The sequence below is a fragment of the Streptomyces sp. NPDC090025 genome (genome assembly GCF_044748125.1).
In the GTDB taxonomy this organism is placed as follows: Bacteria; Actinomycetota; Actinomycetes; order Streptomycetales; family Streptomycetaceae; genus Streptomyces.
In genome coordinates this window covers 224,854-238,942 of record NZ_JBIVFL010000010.1, presented here as the reverse complement: position 1 = coordinate 238,942, position 14,089 = coordinate 224,854, and the positions used below count along the sequence as shown (strand labels likewise).

14 protein-coding genes and 1 tRNA gene are annotated in these 14,089 nt (G+C 71.1%); 7 read left to right on the top strand and 8 right to left on the bottom strand.

The genetic code is table 11. From position 1 onward, the window contains the following. Positions 1 to 110: 110 nt before the first annotated feature. From ACIPXM_RS23345 to ACIPXM_RS23330, 4 genes are all read right to left on the bottom strand, one after another. Positions 111 to 941: an MBL fold metallo-hydrolase gene (locus ACIPXM_RS23345; RefSeq protein ID WP_401658368.1), complete on the bottom strand. Its 831-nt coding sequence runs from the start codon at positions 939 to 941 to the stop codon at positions 111 to 113. After that, entirely contained in the window at positions 938 to 1,915 is a 978-nt protein-coding gene (locus ACIPXM_RS23340) for an NUDIX hydrolase (RefSeq protein WP_401658365.1), read from the bottom strand. Before ACIPXM_RS23340 ends, ACIPXM_RS23345 begins: the two co-directional genes overlap by 4 nt. Before the next feature lie 106 nt (positions 1,916 to 2,021). Then, positions 2,022 to 2,510, bottom strand: a complete 489-nt coding sequence (locus ACIPXM_RS23335) for a RidA family protein (RefSeq protein ID WP_401658362.1) — start codon at positions 2,508 to 2,510, stop codon at positions 2,022 to 2,024. After that, positions 2,507 to 2,665, bottom strand: a complete 159-nt coding sequence (locus ACIPXM_RS23330; RefSeq protein ID WP_344089422.1) for a DUF4177 domain-containing protein — start codon at positions 2,663 to 2,665, stop codon at positions 2,507 to 2,509. Before ACIPXM_RS23330 ends, ACIPXM_RS23335 begins: the two co-directional genes overlap by 4 nt. A gap of 159 nt (positions 2,666 to 2,824) precedes the next feature. Here ACIPXM_RS23330 and ACIPXM_RS23325 point away from each other — a divergent pair, with 159 nt between their 5' ends. Next, positions 2,825 to 3,787: an ArsA family ATPase gene (locus ACIPXM_RS23325; RefSeq protein WP_401658357.1), complete on the top strand. Its 963-nt coding sequence runs from the start codon at positions 2,825 to 2,827 to the stop codon at positions 3,785 to 3,787. Between the two features lie 131 nt (positions 3,788 to 3,918). After that, on the top strand, positions 3,919 to 5,241 hold the full coding sequence (locus ACIPXM_RS23320; protein WP_401658355.1) for an ArsA family ATPase: 1,323 nt from the start codon (positions 3,919 to 3,921) through the stop codon (positions 5,239 to 5,241). Between the two features lie 13 nt (positions 5,242 to 5,254). Here the strand turns inward: ACIPXM_RS23320 and ACIPXM_RS23315 are convergent, their stop codons facing one another. Next, positions 5,255 to 5,599 (bottom strand): WhiB family transcriptional regulator, encoded by a 345-nt coding sequence (locus ACIPXM_RS23315; RefSeq protein ID WP_401658352.1) that lies wholly within the window; start codon positions 5,597 to 5,599, stop codon positions 5,255 to 5,257. Positions 5,600 to 6,172: 573 nt separating this feature from the next. On the opposite strand from ACIPXM_RS23315, the gene ACIPXM_RS23310 reads away from it, so the two are divergent. Continuing rightward, the gene (locus ACIPXM_RS23310) at positions 6,173 to 8,446 is read left to right on the top strand and encodes a transglycosylase domain-containing protein (protein WP_401658349.1); all 2,274 of its coding nucleotides are present in this window, start codon (positions 6,173 to 6,175) and stop codon (positions 8,444 to 8,446) included. A 128-nt stretch (positions 8,447 to 8,574) separates the two neighbouring features. Here ACIPXM_RS23310 and ACIPXM_RS23305 read toward each other — a convergent pair whose 3' ends face one another. Continuing rightward, a complete protein-coding gene (locus ACIPXM_RS23305; RefSeq protein ID WP_401658347.1) occupies positions 8,575 to 9,039 on the bottom strand; it encodes a GatB/YqeY domain-containing protein in 465 nt (154 codons plus the stop codon). A 74-nt stretch (positions 9,040 to 9,113) separates the two neighbouring features. Here ACIPXM_RS23305 and ACIPXM_RS23300 point away from each other — a divergent pair, with 74 nt between their 5' ends. From ACIPXM_RS23300 to ACIPXM_RS23285, 4 genes are all read left to right on the top strand, one after another. Beyond that, positions 9,114 to 10,055, top strand: a complete 942-nt coding sequence (locus ACIPXM_RS23300) for a metallophosphoesterase (protein ID WP_401658345.1) — start codon at positions 9,114 to 9,116, stop codon at positions 10,053 to 10,055. A gap of 165 nt (positions 10,056 to 10,220) precedes the next feature. Next, entirely contained in the window at positions 10,221 to 10,883 is a 663-nt protein-coding gene (locus ACIPXM_RS23295) for a Pr6Pr family membrane protein (protein WP_401658343.1), read from the top strand. A 38-nt stretch (positions 10,884 to 10,921) separates the two neighbouring features. Beyond that, positions 10,922 to 10,995, top strand: a tRNA-Pro gene (locus ACIPXM_RS23290). A gap of 171 nt (positions 10,996 to 11,166) precedes the next feature. After that, a complete protein-coding gene (locus ACIPXM_RS23285; protein WP_401658341.1) occupies positions 11,167 to 12,042 on the top strand; it encodes a hypothetical protein in 876 nt (291 codons plus the stop codon). A 50-nt stretch (positions 12,043 to 12,092) separates the two neighbouring features. Here ACIPXM_RS23285 and ACIPXM_RS23280 read toward each other — a convergent pair whose 3' ends face one another. Continuing rightward, on the bottom strand, positions 12,093 to 13,598 hold the full coding sequence (locus tag ACIPXM_RS23280; protein WP_401658339.1) for a LacI family DNA-binding transcriptional regulator: 1,506 nt from the start codon (positions 13,596 to 13,598) through the stop codon (positions 12,093 to 12,095). 28 nt (positions 13,599 to 13,626) lie between these two features. Further along, entirely contained in the window at positions 13,627 to 13,998 is a 372-nt protein-coding gene (locus ACIPXM_RS23275) for a helix-turn-helix domain-containing protein (protein WP_356931610.1), read from the bottom strand. Positions 13,999 to 14,089 lie beyond the last annotated feature (91 nt).

Here is a 14,089-nt window from a genome sequence, read left to right as displayed (position 1 = left end):
GTACCGGAAAGGTTCCGACGAGGCCGGGGCGGGCCAGGGCCGGGGCCGGGGCCGGGTCCTGACCGGGGCTGTGTTTTCGGCCCCGGTCCATCGGCCCCCGCCGCCCCGGCTCAGATCAGGCCGCGCTCCCGCAGATAGTCCAGCTGCGCCCGTACCGACAGCTCCGCCGCGGGCCACAGCGAGCGGTCCACGTTCGCGTACACGTGCTCCACCACCTCCGGCGCCGTCCGGTGACCTGCCTCGACGGCCGTCTCGATCTGCGCGAGGCGGTTCGCGCGGTGCGCGAGGTAGAACTCCACCGCCCCCTGCGCGTCCTCCAGGACCGGCCCGTGGCCCGGCAGGACCGTGTGCACGCCGTCGTCGACGGTCAGCGAGCGCAGCCGCCGCAGCGAGTCCAGGTACTCGCCGAGCCGCCCGTCCGGATGGGCCACGATCGTCGTGCCGCGGCCCAGGACGGTGTCGCCGGTCAGTACGGCGCGGTCGGCCTGGAGGTGGAACGACAGCGAGTCCGAGGTGTGCCCGGGGGTGGGCACCACCCGGAGTTCGAGACCACCGGTGGTGATGACGTCCCCCGCCCCGAGACCCTCGTCGCCGAGCCGCAGCGCCGGATCGAGCGCCCGCACCTTGGTGCCGGTCAGCTCGGCGAACCGGACGGCGCCCTCGGAGTGGTCGGGGTGGCCGTGGGTGAGGAGGGTGAGGCCGACCCGCTTGCCGAGCTTCTCGGCGGCCGCGATCACCGCCCGCAGATGGCCCTCGTCGAGCGGCCCCGGGTCGATGACGACGGCGAGGTCGGCGTCGGGCTCGGCGACGATCCAGGTGTTGGTGCCGTCCAGGGTCATCGCGGAGGGATTCGGCGCGAGCACGTTGTACGCGCGCGTGGAGGCCGGTCCGGTGGTGACGACCCCGCGCGGCTGCCCGGGGAGCGCGGCGGCGTCGCTCATGACGCGCCCCCGCCCTTCGGGCCGCCGGTCGCCCCGCCCGTCGGGGTGCCCGGCCGCCCGCCCGTCGGGATGCGCTTGGTGAACTCGTCGTGCCCCGGCCAGCTCAGCACCAGCAGGTCGCCGTCGAGGCGGGCCTCGGCGAGCACCGGGGTCAGGTCCTGCTCCGGCGCGGAGTCCAGGGCCTCCTCGGCGCTCCGGTAGCGCTCCAGGGTCCGCAGGGTGGAGATGGTCGGCGGCATCATCGTCAGCTCGCCCCGGTCGTATCCGGCGGCGGCGTCCGCCGGGCGGATCCAGACGGTGCGGTCGGCCTCGGAGGAGGCGTTCCTGGTGCGCTGGCCGGCCGGAAGGCCGGCGACGAAGAACCAGGTGTCGTAGCGGCGGGGCTCGAACTCGGGGGTGATCCAGCGCGCCCAGGCGCCGAGCAGGTCCGAACGCAGCACCAGGCCGCGCCGGTCGAGGAAGTCGGCGAAGGACAGCTCGCGGGCGACGAGGGCCGCCCGGTCCCGCTCCCAGTCGTCGCCGGTGGTGTCGCCGACGACCGAGTCGGCGGTCTCCCCGGCGAGCAGGACGCCCGCCTCCTCGAACGTCTCCCGGACGGCGGCGCAGACCACGGCCTGGGCCTCCCCGGGGTCGGTGAGGCCGAGGCGCTTCGCCCAGTCCTCCCGGGAGGGGCCCGCCCAGCGCACCGGGTGCTCGTCGCGCGGGTCGACGCCGCCGCCGGGGTAGGCGTACGCGCCGCCCGCGAAGGCCATCGAGGCGCGGCGGCGCAGCATGTGGACGAGCGGGCCGTCCACGGAGTCCTTCAGGAGCAGCACGGTGGCGGCGCGCCTCGGTGTCGCGGGGACCAGCTCACCTGCGGTGAGGGCGCGGATCCGGTCGGGCCATTCCGGTGGGTACCACTGACCGTCCGCCCGACCGTCCGTCCGACTGTCCGCCCGACCGTTCGTCTGACCGTTCGTCTGACCATTCGACATGGCCGGATGCTATGCGCAAGCATCGGAATGCACGAGAGCCGCTCTCCGCCCGGGTGGGCGGAGAACGGCTCTCGGACGAGATGCGGCGGGCGGCACCGCGGCGGCCTCAGGCCGACTCGAGCTCCACCTGGATCTCGAGCTCCACCGGCGCGTCCAGCGGCAGGACGGTGACGCCGACGGCGCTGCGGGCGTGCACGCCCTTGTCGCCGAGGACGGCGCCGAGCAGCTCGCTGGCGCCGTTGATGACGCCCGGCTGGGCGGTGAAGTCGGGGGCGGAGGCGACGAAGCCGACCACCTTCACGACCCGCTTGATCCGGTCCAGGTCGCCGGCGACCGACTTCACGGCCGCGAGCGCGTTGAGCGCGCAGGTGGCCGCGAGCTCCTTGGCCTCCTCGGCGGTGACCTCGGCGCCGACCTTGCCGGTGAGCGACAGCTTGCCGCCGACGATCGGGAGCTGGCCCGAGGTGTAGACGTACACGCCGGACTGCACGGCGGGCTGGTACGTGGCGATCGGCGGCACGACCTCCGGCAGGGTCAGGCCCAGCTCGGCGATCTTCGCCTCGACGGCTCCGGCCGCTCCGGCGGCCGCCGTCACGGCTTCGCCCGCTTCAGGTAGGCCACGAGCTGCTCGGGGTTGTTCGGGCCGGGCACGACCTGGACGAGCTCCCAGCCGTCCTCGCCCCAGGTGTCAAGAATCTGCTTCGTCGCGTGCACCAGCAGCGGCACAGTCGCGTACTCCCACTTGGTCATGAGCCGACTGTAGCCGCTGGCGGAGGGCGGTCGGCCCTGGCGCCCTGTCCGCCGTGCCATCCGCCGGGCCGCCCCTAGGGGGCGGTCGGGGTTCGTTCCGGGTCGCGTCCGGGGCGGCCGTCTGATTGGCCGGGGCCGCCAGTGGTTAGGCTCGAAGACGTGAGCAGGCTCCAGGTCGTCAGCGGCAAGGGCGGTACCGGTAAGACGACGGTCGCCGCGGCACTCGCGCTCGCCCTCGCCACCGAGGGCAAGCGCACCCTCCTCGTCGAGGTGGAGGGCAGGCAGGGCATCGCGCAGCTCTTCGAGACGGAGGCGTTGCCGTACGAGGAGCGGAAGATCGCCGTCGCGCCCGGCGGCGGCGAGGTCTTCGCGCTGGCCATCGACGCGGAGCGGGCGCTCCTCGACTACCTCCAGATGTTCTACAAGCTGGGCAGCGCGGGGCGGGCGCTGAAGAAGCTGGGCGCGATCGACTTCGCGACGACGATAGCCCCCGGCGTGCGGGACGTGCTCCTCACCGGCAAGGCGTGCGAGGCGGTCCGCCGCAAGGAGAAGCACGGCGGTTTCAGCTACGACTACGTGGTGATGGACGCGCCGCCGACCGGCCGGATCACCCGTTTCCTCAACGTGAACGACGAGGTGGCGGGCCTGGCCAGGATCGGCCCGATACACAACCAGGCACAGGCGATCATGCGGTTCCTCAAGTCCCCGGACACCGCGGTGCATCTGGTGACCCTCCTGGAGGAGATGCCGGTCCAGGAGACCGCCGACGGCATCGCCGAGCTGCGCGCGGCGGAGCTGCCGGTGGGGCAGGTGGTGGTGAACATGGTTCGTCCGCACGTCCTCGACGAGGCGGCGGTACGGGCCGCCGCCGGCGGCCATCGCGAGGCCATCGCGGGCGCGTTGGCGTCCGCCGGGGTCAAGGGCGGCACGAAGCTGGTCGAGCCGCTCCTGGCGGAGGCGGCGGAGCACGCCCAACGGGTGGAGCTGGAGCGGGCGCAGCGGGAGGCGCTGCACGGCATCGGGGTCCCGACGATCGAACTCCCCTTCCTGGGGGACGGGGCGGACATCGCCGGTCTGTACCGGCTGGCGAAGGAGCTGCGGAGGCAGGGGGTGGGCGCGTGACGAAGCCGGAGAGGTCGGAGCGGCCGGAGGGCTCGGCAGCGGGCCCGGTGGCGGGCGCTTCCGGGGCCGGGAGCGGTTCCGGGGTCGGAGCCGGAGCCGGGGCCGGGGCCGGTTCCGGTTCCGGAGCCGGGATGGATCTGGCGCCCGTCCTTGAGCTGGATCCGCTGCTCGACGATCCGGCGACCCGGATCATCGTGTGCTGCGGCGCGGGCGGGGTCGGCAAGACGACGACGGCCGCCGCGCTCGGGGTGCGGGCGGCGGAGCGCGGGCGGCGGGTGGTGGTCCTGACCATCGACCCGGCGCGGCGGCTCGCCCAGTCGATGGGCATCGACTCGCTCGACAACGTGCCGCGCAAGGTCGAGGGCATCAAGGGCTGCGACGGCGGCGAACTGCACGCGATGATGCTCGACATGAAGCGCACCTTCGACGAGATCGTCGAGGCGCACGCGGACGCCGACCGGGCCAGGGCGATCCTGGAGAACCCCTTCTACCAGTCCCTGTCGGCCGGGTTCGCCGGTACGCAGGAGTACATGGCGATGGAGAAGCTGGGGCAGCTGCGGGCCAGGGACGAGTGGGACCTCATCGTCGTCGACACCCCGCCGTCCCGTTCCGCGCTGGACTTCCTGGACGCGCCGAAGCGGCTCGGGTCGTTCCTCGACGGGAAGTTCATCAAGCTCCTGATGGCCCCGGCGAAGGTGGGCGGCCGGGCCGGGATGAAGTTCCTGAACGTCGGGATGTCGATGATGACGGGGACCCTGGGGAAGCTGCTGGGGGGTCAGTTCCTCAAGGACGTGCAGACGTTCGTGGCGGCGATGGACACGATGTTCGGCGGTTTCCGGACCCGCGCGGACGCCACGTACAAGCTGCTGCAGGCGCCCGGCACCGCCTTCCTCGTGGTGGCGACGCCCGAGCGGGACGCGCTGCGCGAGGCGGCGTACTTCGTGGAGCGGCTGGCCGCGGAGGGGATGCCGCTGGCCGGGCTCGTCCTCAACCGGGTCCACGGCAGCGGCGCCGCCCGGCTGTCCGCCGAGCGGGCGCGGGCCGCCGCAGAAAATCTTGAAGAGGGGCGCATTGTGGATCAGGCGGGCGGGAAGGCTGTTGGACGTGGCTCCCGTGCCACCACTCCCGAGCCGTCAGACCCGGTCGCGGACCCCGCCGCAGACCTCGCCACCGCCGCCGAAAGCACCACCGCACCCGCCGCACGCATCGCCCCGTCCGAGGCTGCCCCCACAGCCGACGTGGACGCGGACGTGAAGGAACTCACCGCCGGTCTGCTGCGCCTGCACGCCGAGCGGATGCAGGTGCTCGCGCGCGAGCAGCGCACGCGCGATCGTTTCACCGCGCTCCACCCCGAGGTGGCCGTCGCCGAGGTGGCCGCTCTGCCCGGCGACGTGCACGACCTCGAAGGACTGCGGGCCATCGGTGACCGACTGACCGTCGGCCGCCTGCCGTGAGCGGACGCCCGGCCTAGCCCGCGGCCGCGTACGTCTCGTACGTCGCGTCGTCGTCGATCGCCACGGGCAGCAGGCCCGCGCCCCGCTCGTACTCCGTGCGCGCGGTCTCCAGGAGCCGGCGCCACGAGGTGACGGTGGGACGGCGGCGCAGCAGGGCGCGGCGTTCGCGCTCCGTCATGCCACCCCACACGCCGAATTCCACACGGTTGTCGAGGGCGTCCGCGAGGCACTCGGTCCGCACCGGACAGCCGGTGCACACCGCCTTCGCTCTGTTCTGCGCCGCGCCCTGCACGAAAAGTTCATCCGGATCGGTAGTGCGGCAGGCCGCCTGCGCACTCCAGTCAGCTACCCAGCCCATACCGGCGCCGTCCTCTCCCGAATCGAGGCTCCCCCACGGCGGTAGCGGCATATTCACCGCTGCCAGTTGGGACGTTACGGAAGGTAGGGACAGCGCAACACCCCCTTCGGGCCCAATCTTGAATGGCCCGAACGGACTATGCGTGCCCGGCAGATCACCCAGGGGAGTGACGCCAAGACATACAAGTCGTATCGGGCATGAGCCTGATTCGGGCATGAACTCACCGCGCTTCGGGGACGCGGAAAATCCTGCCGATGTCACACAGAGACGCCCAAGGGGGGTGATGCGGGACCGCACTGCTGTGACAGTTGGGAGCAGCTTAGGCCAAGGCATATGGGCGTGTCCGGCGAATGCGAACGTAGGCATCCGGCGGCCCCCGTATCGGGGCTCCGGCGCGGAGCGACCCGTACCGAGGCCCCCGTACCGAGGAACCTGGGCGTCGGCCCGCCCGGACCCGCCCGGACCCGCCGGGTGGACTCCCCGCCCCGCCCGGATGTCACGGTCTGGTACGCGAACGCTCCGAGAGGCCCCTGCGTCTACGGAACGCTCATCACTACCGCTTAGGCTGCCTCCATGGCAAAGAAGCGCTCCGGCGGGGGTCTGACCGGGACCCAGCAGGCCGCGAAGTTCCTCGGTGTCAGTGTGCTCTCCGGAGCCGTGCTGGCGGGCATCGCCCTGCCCGCGGCCGGGGCGCTGGGACTGGCGGCGAAGGGCACGGTCGAGGGGTTCGACGAGATCCCCGCCAACCTGAAGACACCGCCGCTGAGTCAGCGCACCCAGATCCTGGACTCCGAGGGCGGCCACATCGCCACGGTGTACTCGCGGGACCGCACGGTCGTGCCGCTGGACAAGATCTCCCCGTACATGCAGAAGGCGATCGTCGCGATCGAGGACTCGCGCTTCTACGAGCACGGGGCCATCGACCTCAAGGGTGTACTGCGGGCGATCAACCGCAACGCCCAGCAGGGCGGGGTCGCGCAGGGCGCGTCCACGCTGACCCAGCAGTACGTGAAGAACGTCTTCGTCGAGGAGGCCGGTGACGACCCCGAGAAGGTCGCCCAGGCCACCCAGCAGACCATGGGCCGCAAGGTGCGCGAGCTGAAGTTCGCGATCCAGGTCGAGGAGGAGCTGGGCAAGAAGAAGATCCTGGAGAACTACCTCAACATCACGTTCTTCGGGCAGCAGGCGTACGGCATCGAGGCCGCCTCGCAGCGCTACTTCTCCAAGCACGCCGCCGACCTCACCCTGGCCGAGTCCGCCATGATGGCCGGCCTGGTCCAGTCACCCAGCCGCTACGACCCCGTGAACGACATCCAGGAGGCGACCAAGCGCCGCAATGTCGTCCTCCAGCGGATGGCCGAGGTCAAGGACATCAGCCAGGCGGAGGCCGACAAGGCGAAGGCCACCCCGGTCAAGCTGAAGGTCAAGACGCCGAAGAACGGCTGCATCACCGCCGTCGACGGCGCCGGCTTCTTCTGCGACTACGTGCGCAAGACGATCCTCAACGACCCCGTCTTCGGCAAGACCTCCGAGGAGCGCCAGAAGCTCTGGAACCTCGGCGGTCTGACCATCAAGACCACCCTCGACCCGCGCGCCCAGGCCGCCGCCAACGAGGCCGCCATCGCCAAGGTCGACAAGGACGACCCGGTCGCCGCCTCGGTGGTCCAGGTCCAGCCGGGCACCGGCAAGATCCTCTCGATGGGTCAGTCCCGCCCGTACGGTCTCGACCAGAAGCTGCACCAGACCACGCTCAACCTGTCCGTCGGCAAGAAGATGGGCGGCACCACCTTCGGCTTCCAGGTCGGTTCGACGTTCAAGCCGATCACGGCCGCGGCGGCGCTGGAGAAGGGGCTGAGCCCGGCGCAGTCGTTCACGACGCCGTGGAAGATCTCGGTGCCGATGAGCTCGTACACCACCTGCAAGGGCGGCCCGTCCGGCAGCGGCACCTGGGACCCGCAGAACGAGTTGAAGGAGGAGGCCGGCACCTGGGACATGACCAGCGCGCTCGGCAAGTCCATCAACACCTACTTCGCGCAGCTGGAGCAGATGACCGGTCTCTGCGAGACGGTCACCATGGCGCAGAAGATGGGGTACGAGCGGGAGCTCGGCAAGACGCTGAAGGAACTCCCCTCCATCACCCTCGGCGGCCAGGAGGCCACCCCGCTCGACATGGCCTCGGTCTACGCGACCTTCGCCAACCGCGGCACGTACTGCACGCCGGTCGTCGTCGAGTCGATCCGCACGGCCAACGGCGAGAATCTGAAGGTGCCGCGCAGCGAGTGCTCGAAGGCGATGAGCGAGCGGACCGCCGACACGGTCAACCAGATGCTGAAGGGCGTCGTCGAGGACGGCACCGGTACCCGGGCCGGTCTGAGCGACCGCGACAACGCGGGCAAGACCGGTACGACCAACGACCGCAAGGACGCCTGGTTCGTCGGCTACACCCCGAACCTGTCCACCGCGGTGTGGGTCGGTGACGACGTCGGCGAGAAGCGCTCGATGTACGACATCACCATCGGCGGCACGTACTACGACAAGGTCTGTGGTGGCTGCCTCCCCGGTCCGATCTGGCGGATCGCGATGACCGGCGCGCTGGACGGTTCGTCGCCCGGCTTCACGCCGATCGCGGTGCCGCGCGGCGCGCAGCCGGAGGACAAGGAGAAGGACAAGGGCCGTCGTCCCGGCGACGACAACAAGCCGGGCGGCAAGCCGGGTGGCAAGCCCGGCGACAAGCCCGGCGACGGGTCGCCGTTCCCCGGCATCAGCCTCCCGCCCGGCGTGATCGGCGGCGGGAACGGGCGAGGCGGCGGGACCGGCGGGGCGGACGGCGGCGGCAACGGCCCGTAGGGCACGATGGCCGCCCCGAGCGGCCGCGGACCTGAGCGGCCGCGGATCTGACGAACGAGGAAGGTGCCCCTCCCGATCACTCGGGAGGGGCACCTTCCTCGTTCTACGTTCTTGAGCGGGTCCGCTGATCAGCCCGCGAGGAGCTGCTTCACCAGCGCCGACACCCGGCCGCCGTCCGCGCGGCCCGCGACCTTCGGGTTCACGATCTTCATCACGGCGCCCATCGCGCGCGGGCCCTCGGCGCCCGCCGCCTTCGCCTCCTCGACGGCGGCGGCGACCAGCGCACCCAGCTCGTCGTCGGTGAGCTGCTTCGGCAGGTACGCGTCGAGGATCTCGCCCTCCGCGAGCTCCCGCGCGGCCTGCTCGGCGCGACCGCCCTGGCTGAAGGCGTCCGCGGCCTCGCGGCGCTTCTTCGCCTCCTTGGCGATCACCTTCTGCACCTCGTCCTCGGAGAGCTCGCGCTTGGTCTTGCCCGCGACCTCCTCCTTCTGGATCGCGGCCATGGTGAGCCGCAGGGTCGAGGAACGCAGTTCGTCGCGCGCCTTGATCGCGGTGTTGAGGTCGTCGTGGAGCTTGCCCTTGAGCGTGGTCATGGGATCAAGTGTGGCAGGTGCCCGACGCGTACCGCCCGCGCATTTCCGCTCAGCGGGTCTGCGACGATAAGGGGATGCGCGCACGGTACGGGATCCCCCTGAAGGTCACGGCCGGCCTCACCGCGACGGCGGCGGCCGGACTCGTCTACGCGGCGGGCTTCGAGGCCCGCTCGTTCCGACTGCGCCGGGTGACCATCCCGGTGCTCCCCCGGGGCATGCGCGACCTGCGGGTCCTCCAGGTCTCCGACATCCACATGGTGCGCGGACAGAACAAGAAGCGCCGCTGGCTGCAGTCGCTCGCCGGGCTGCGCCCCGACTTCGTCGTGAACACCGGCGACAACCTGTCCGACACCGAGGCGGTGCCGGAGGTGCTCGACGCGCTCGGGCCGCTGATGGACTTCCCCGGCGTGTACGTCTTCGGCTCCAACGACTACTACGGGCCGCGGCTGCGCAACCCCGCGCTCTATCTGAAGGAGAAGGTGCAGGGGAAGCACGGCCTCAACGGCAATCCGCCGGTGGTCGGCGCCGTGCACAACCCGTGGGAGGGGCTGCGGGACGCGTTCGACGCGGCGGGCTGGGTGAACCTGACCAACACCCGCGGCCGGCTGAAGCTGCCCGGCGGCACCGAGCTGGCCTTCACCGGCGTCGACGACCCGCACATCAAGCGCGACCGGTACGAGCGGGTGACGGGCGGTCCCGAGGCGGACGCGGACTTCTCGGTGGGCGTGGTGCACGCGCCGTACCTGCGGGCGCTGGACGCGTTCACGGCCGACGGCTACGAGCTGCTGCTCGCCGGTCACACCCATGGCGGGCAGCTGTGCATCCCCTTCTACGGGGCCCTGGTCACCAACTGCGACCTGGACACCGACCGGGTGAAGGGCCTGTCCACCCACACGGCGGGCGGGCACACCTCCTACCTGCACGTCTCGGCCGGCTGCGGCACGAACCGGTTCACGCCGGTGCGGTTCGCGTGCCCGCCGGAGGCGACGCTGCTGACGCTGACGGCGCGGGCGTAGCGCGTACGGGTACGGGTACGGCCTCGGGGGTCGGGCGCATACGGTGTGCCCATGTCACCCTCGTCGTCGCCTGAGTCGCCCGAGTCGCCTGAGTCACTGGCGTCACCCACGCCGCTCCCGTCGCTCCCGTCGCTCTCGTCCCCCGCTCGGCCGGTCCTGAGCGCCGTGGTGCGGGGGCTGCTCGCCCTGGCCGCGGTGGTCGGCCTGGTGATCGAGTGCGTCGAGGGGAACCCGCTCGTCGTCTTCAGCTTCTTCACGATCTGGTCGAACGCCGCCGTGGCGGTGGTGCTGGGTCTGGGCGCGGTACGGGCCTGGCGGCGGCAGCCGCCGCTGCCGGTGCTGTGGACGGGCGGCGTGGTGCTCTGCATCTCCGTCGTGGGGCTGGTCTTCCACTTCGTCCTGGACAACCCGTCGAGCCCGTTCAACCAGGCCGACCACTTCGCGACGCTCAGCGGCGCGAAGGCGGTCTCGAACCAGCTCCTCCACACCGTCACCCCGATCGGCGTGGTCCTGGACTGGCTCCTCCTCACCCGCCCGGCCGCCTTCCACTGGCGCCACGCCGCCCAGTGGCTGGCCGCCCCCGGCGCCTACCTGGCCTTCGCCCTGATCCGCGGCGCCCTCCTCCCCGCCACCTCCCCGACCCGCTACACGTACCCCTTCCTGGACGTCGCCGACCACGGCTACGGCGGCGTCCTCGTGAACGCGGTCGTCCTCGGCGTGGCCTTCTACGTCCTGGGCCTGCTCCTGGTCACGGTGGACCGCTTCCGACCTGCGGTGGGGCCCCGTGAAAACCGGATTTCGTCTCTGGGCGCGGGTGGGCTAAAGTAATCGATGTCGCCGCGACGTGAAGAACAGAGCAGCGACATCGGGGTGTAGCGCAGCTTGGCAGCGCGCTTCGTTCGGGACGAAGAGGTCGTGGGTTCAAATCCCGCCACCCCGACAGCCAGTAAGACCAGGTCAGGGGCCTGATTCGAGAGATCGAATCAGGCCCCTGAGTGGTTTCCGGGGTCGGCTTGGGAGCCGTTTGGGAGCCGACTCGGGATCCGGCTCCCAAGTCGTAGAGACCCGCTGTCCGGGGTGGACTGTCGGTGCCCGCGGCTAGCTTGCTGCCATGGCCATCCAGACCCTGACGCTGAGCGTCCTCATCGCATCCCCGGGCGACACCGCTCCTGATCGCGATGTGGTGGAGGACTCCATCCGCAGTTGGAACAGCGACCACACCATGAGGCGCAAGATCCACCTCCTTCCCTTTCGATGGGAACTGGGGGCAGTGCCGCTGGTCGGGCAGGGCGATGCGCAGGAGGTGATCAACGCACAGTTCGCCGACGAGGCGGACATCGTCATCGCGGTCTTCAACAGCCGCCTCGGCCAGGCGACGAAGCGTGCGGTCTCTGGCACGGCCGAAGAGATCCTCCGAGCCCGTGATCGCGGTGCGGCCGTCCACGTCTTCTTCTCCGACGCGCCGATCCCGCGCGACCACGATCCGGAACAGCTCGCCGCTCTGAACGCGTTCCGCAAGGAACTCCAAGAGCACGGCCTCACTGGCAGCTACGCATCTGCGGATGATCTCAAGGCAAAGGTACGGACGTGCCTGGAGCACGATGCGTACGCGGCCGGCACCCCAGAGAGCGGCACGTCCGAAAGCCCGCAGACGGGCGCGCTCCTCCGCTCAAGCTTCCAGTGGGACACCGAACCCAAGCAGGACAGCAAAGGTCGAACCAGGATGCGGCGCGTGAGGGAGCGACTGCGCGTGGAGAACCTGGGAGACGTCGCTGCCGAGAATGTCGCCTTGGAGATGAGGCCCGTCGGCGAGGGCGACAACCCGCACGTACTCGACGAACTGGCCGCCGCCCGCATCCCGTCCAAGTCCTTCGTCGAGTTCCTCCTCGCTCTCGACATGGAGACCGCTCGTCAGGGGACGATCGTGCACCGATGGACCGAGGCAGGCACGCCGTGCACGGAAGAACAGACGATCTCCTGGCTGTAGGCATGTAGCGCGCCGAGGGCTGCTCGGGTGTCAGCCGAACAGCCTTCGTTCTATTGGCGGGCGCGCAGAAGGTCGTTGAGCACGCGCACCGGTGACGTCGGACACATCGCCAGACGGGCGTCGAGCGCCGCCTCCCACTGTTCGGTCAGGCCGGCCATGAGGCGGCGGCGCATGCCGGGGGTGACGTGGGCGTAGCGGGCGGAGACGGAGCCGTCGATGTGGCCCATGCGCTCGTCCATGAGGACCTTCTCGGTGCCGAGGTCTTCCATCATCGTCCGGTGTGTGTGGCGCAGGCCGTGGGGTGTGAGGCCCTTGGCGATCGGGGCCCAGCAGGCGTCCGCTCGGTCGGTGGCGTTGCGGCCTCGGGCCGGGACGCCGGGCCACGGTTCGCCGAGGAGCGGGACGGGGCGGGCCTCCTGGGGTGCCTTCTTCGGGTACCAGCCGGAGACGGCCGGGGTGAAGAGCCAGGTGGCGAAGCCGTTTCGGCGCCAGTGGGGCGCGTGCTCGGACACCGTGCCGCCGCGTACGAAGCCGAGGTCCGCGATGGCCTGCTCCACCTTCGCCTGGGTGGCATCGGCGACGCGGGCGGGGTGGTTGAGGACGTTGGACACCGTGCCCGTGGAGACGCCGGCGCGGCGGGCGACGTCGGTGAGCTTGGCTCCCTGGTGGCCGCCGGTACGGGCAGCGCCCAGACCTCGGTAGACGTAGGTCTTGCCGTGGCAGGGGCACGGTGTCGGCTTCGTGCGTGCGACGTGGTGGGCGACGAGGGCGGAGAGCCAGTCCGGCGAGTCGAGGCTGCGGTAGCTGTCGTCCTTGGGCGGGACGCGCACCAGCTCGCCGGTGTCCAGCTCGTACAGCTGCCACTCGACGCGGAAGGATCCAGGTCGGGCGAACTCCGTCTCCATGCCGACCAGTTCAGCCCAGCGCATGCCGGTGTAGCCCTTGTGCACGACGGCGACGAACTCGTCGTCGCGGCCGGAGAGCAGGGAGGCCCGTTCGGCGGTGAGCAGGATGCCGAGTGCGTCGGTGATGACCTTCTCCGGTCCGCGGTCGCGTGAGCGGCCGGCGCGCTTGCCGCGCCCGCGCCGCCTGGCGGCCGGGTTGGAGGTGAGCAGGCCCTCGTCGATCGCGTCTTCGAGGATCAGGTGGAGCGTCGAGCGCCAGGTCTTGACGCTGGAGGCCGCATACAGGGCCCGCTCCTTCTTCTCCCACAGCTCGACGTCCGTGCGGAGGATGCCGACCAGGGCCTTGTCCTCGAAGTCGGGGAGCAGGTGCTCCTCGATGTGGCGCTTGTAGTTCTGCATCGTCGATGCGGCCAGGTCCTGGGCCTCGTACCAGCGGCTCGCGTACTCGCCGAACGTCTCCTGGCCGAGGGCCGGGTCGCGCCAGTCGCCGCGCCGGTACTTGTTCTCGGCCTCGCTCGCGGCGCGCTGGGCCTCACCCTTGGTGGCGAACCTGATGGTCCTGCCCTGGTCGTCGGCGACCGTGAGGTGCTTGCCGGGCGCGACCTTGTACCGGCCGCGCCAGTAGTTTCCGCGCTTCTCCGCGAATCCCATGTGTTTCTCCCCTCCTTGTGCCCTCGCGCTACGCGGCGGTCCCGAACAGGCCCTGGCCGGACCGGCGCGGGGGCCTGGCTCGGAGCCGGGTCACGGGAACGGGTGGGGTGGACGGGGAGGCCAGACGGGGCGCCTTGGAGACGGCGGGCGGAGTCGGCGGCTGAGGCACGGCGGGCAGGGCTTCGTGCATGCGGATGATCTCCGCGAGGTGTTCGCCGGTGAAGCGGTAGGACCGGCCGACCCTGGTGTGCGGGATCAGTCGCCGGCGGGCGCGGTCCTTGACCCACCAGGCGGAGCAGCCGAGCGCAGCGGCGACGTCCTCAGGGAGGTACAGGCGTGGCGGGGCGGTGTCCGGGTGCGGGGGCTGCACGTAGGCATGGGGTATCGCGGCGTGGCGCAAGCGTGGTCCTCTCCTGGCCTCGGCGTGTGGGGCGGCAACCCCGGCCGGGCCGGTGTCGTTCAGGGATGGGATGGGCGTGTGGTGCGGCCGG

Bases quoted from the DNA above. Each gene is read 5' to 3' on its own strand.
- ACIPXM_RS23345 (WP_401658368.1), bottom strand. From the start codon at position 941: ATGAGCGACGCCGCCGCGCTCCCCGGGCAGCCGCGCGGGGTCGTCACC.
- ACIPXM_RS23340 (WP_401658365.1), bottom strand. From the start codon at position 1,915: ATGTCGAATGGTCAGACGAACGGTCAGACGAACGGTCGGGCGGACAGT.
- ACIPXM_RS23330 (WP_344089422.1), bottom strand. From the start codon at position 2,665: ATGACCAAGTGGGAGTACGCGACTGTGCCGCTGCTGGTGCACGCGACG.
- ACIPXM_RS23320 (WP_401658355.1), top strand. From the start codon at position 3,919: ATGGATCTGGCGCCCGTCCTTGAGCTGGATCCGCTGCTCGACGATCCG.
- ACIPXM_RS23315 (WP_401658352.1), bottom strand. From the start codon at position 5,599: ATGGGCTGGGTAGCTGACTGGAGTGCGCAGGCGGCCTGCCGCACTACC.
- ACIPXM_RS23310 (WP_401658349.1), top strand. From the start codon at position 6,173: ATGGCAAAGAAGCGCTCCGGCGGGGGTCTGACCGGGACCCAGCAGGCC.
- ACIPXM_RS23305 (WP_401658347.1), bottom strand. From the start codon at position 9,039: ATGACCACGCTCAAGGGCAAGCTCCACGACGACCTCAACACCGCGATC.
- ACIPXM_RS23300 (WP_401658345.1), top strand. From the start codon at position 9,114: ATGCGCGCACGGTACGGGATCCCCCTGAAGGTCACGGCCGGCCTCACC.
- ACIPXM_RS23285 (WP_401658341.1), top strand. From the start codon at position 11,167: ATGGCCATCCAGACCCTGACGCTGAGCGTCCTCATCGCATCCCCGGGC.
- ACIPXM_RS23280 (WP_401658339.1), bottom strand. From the start codon at position 13,598: ATGGGATTCGCGGAGAAGCGCGGAAACTACTGGCGCGGCCGGTACAAG.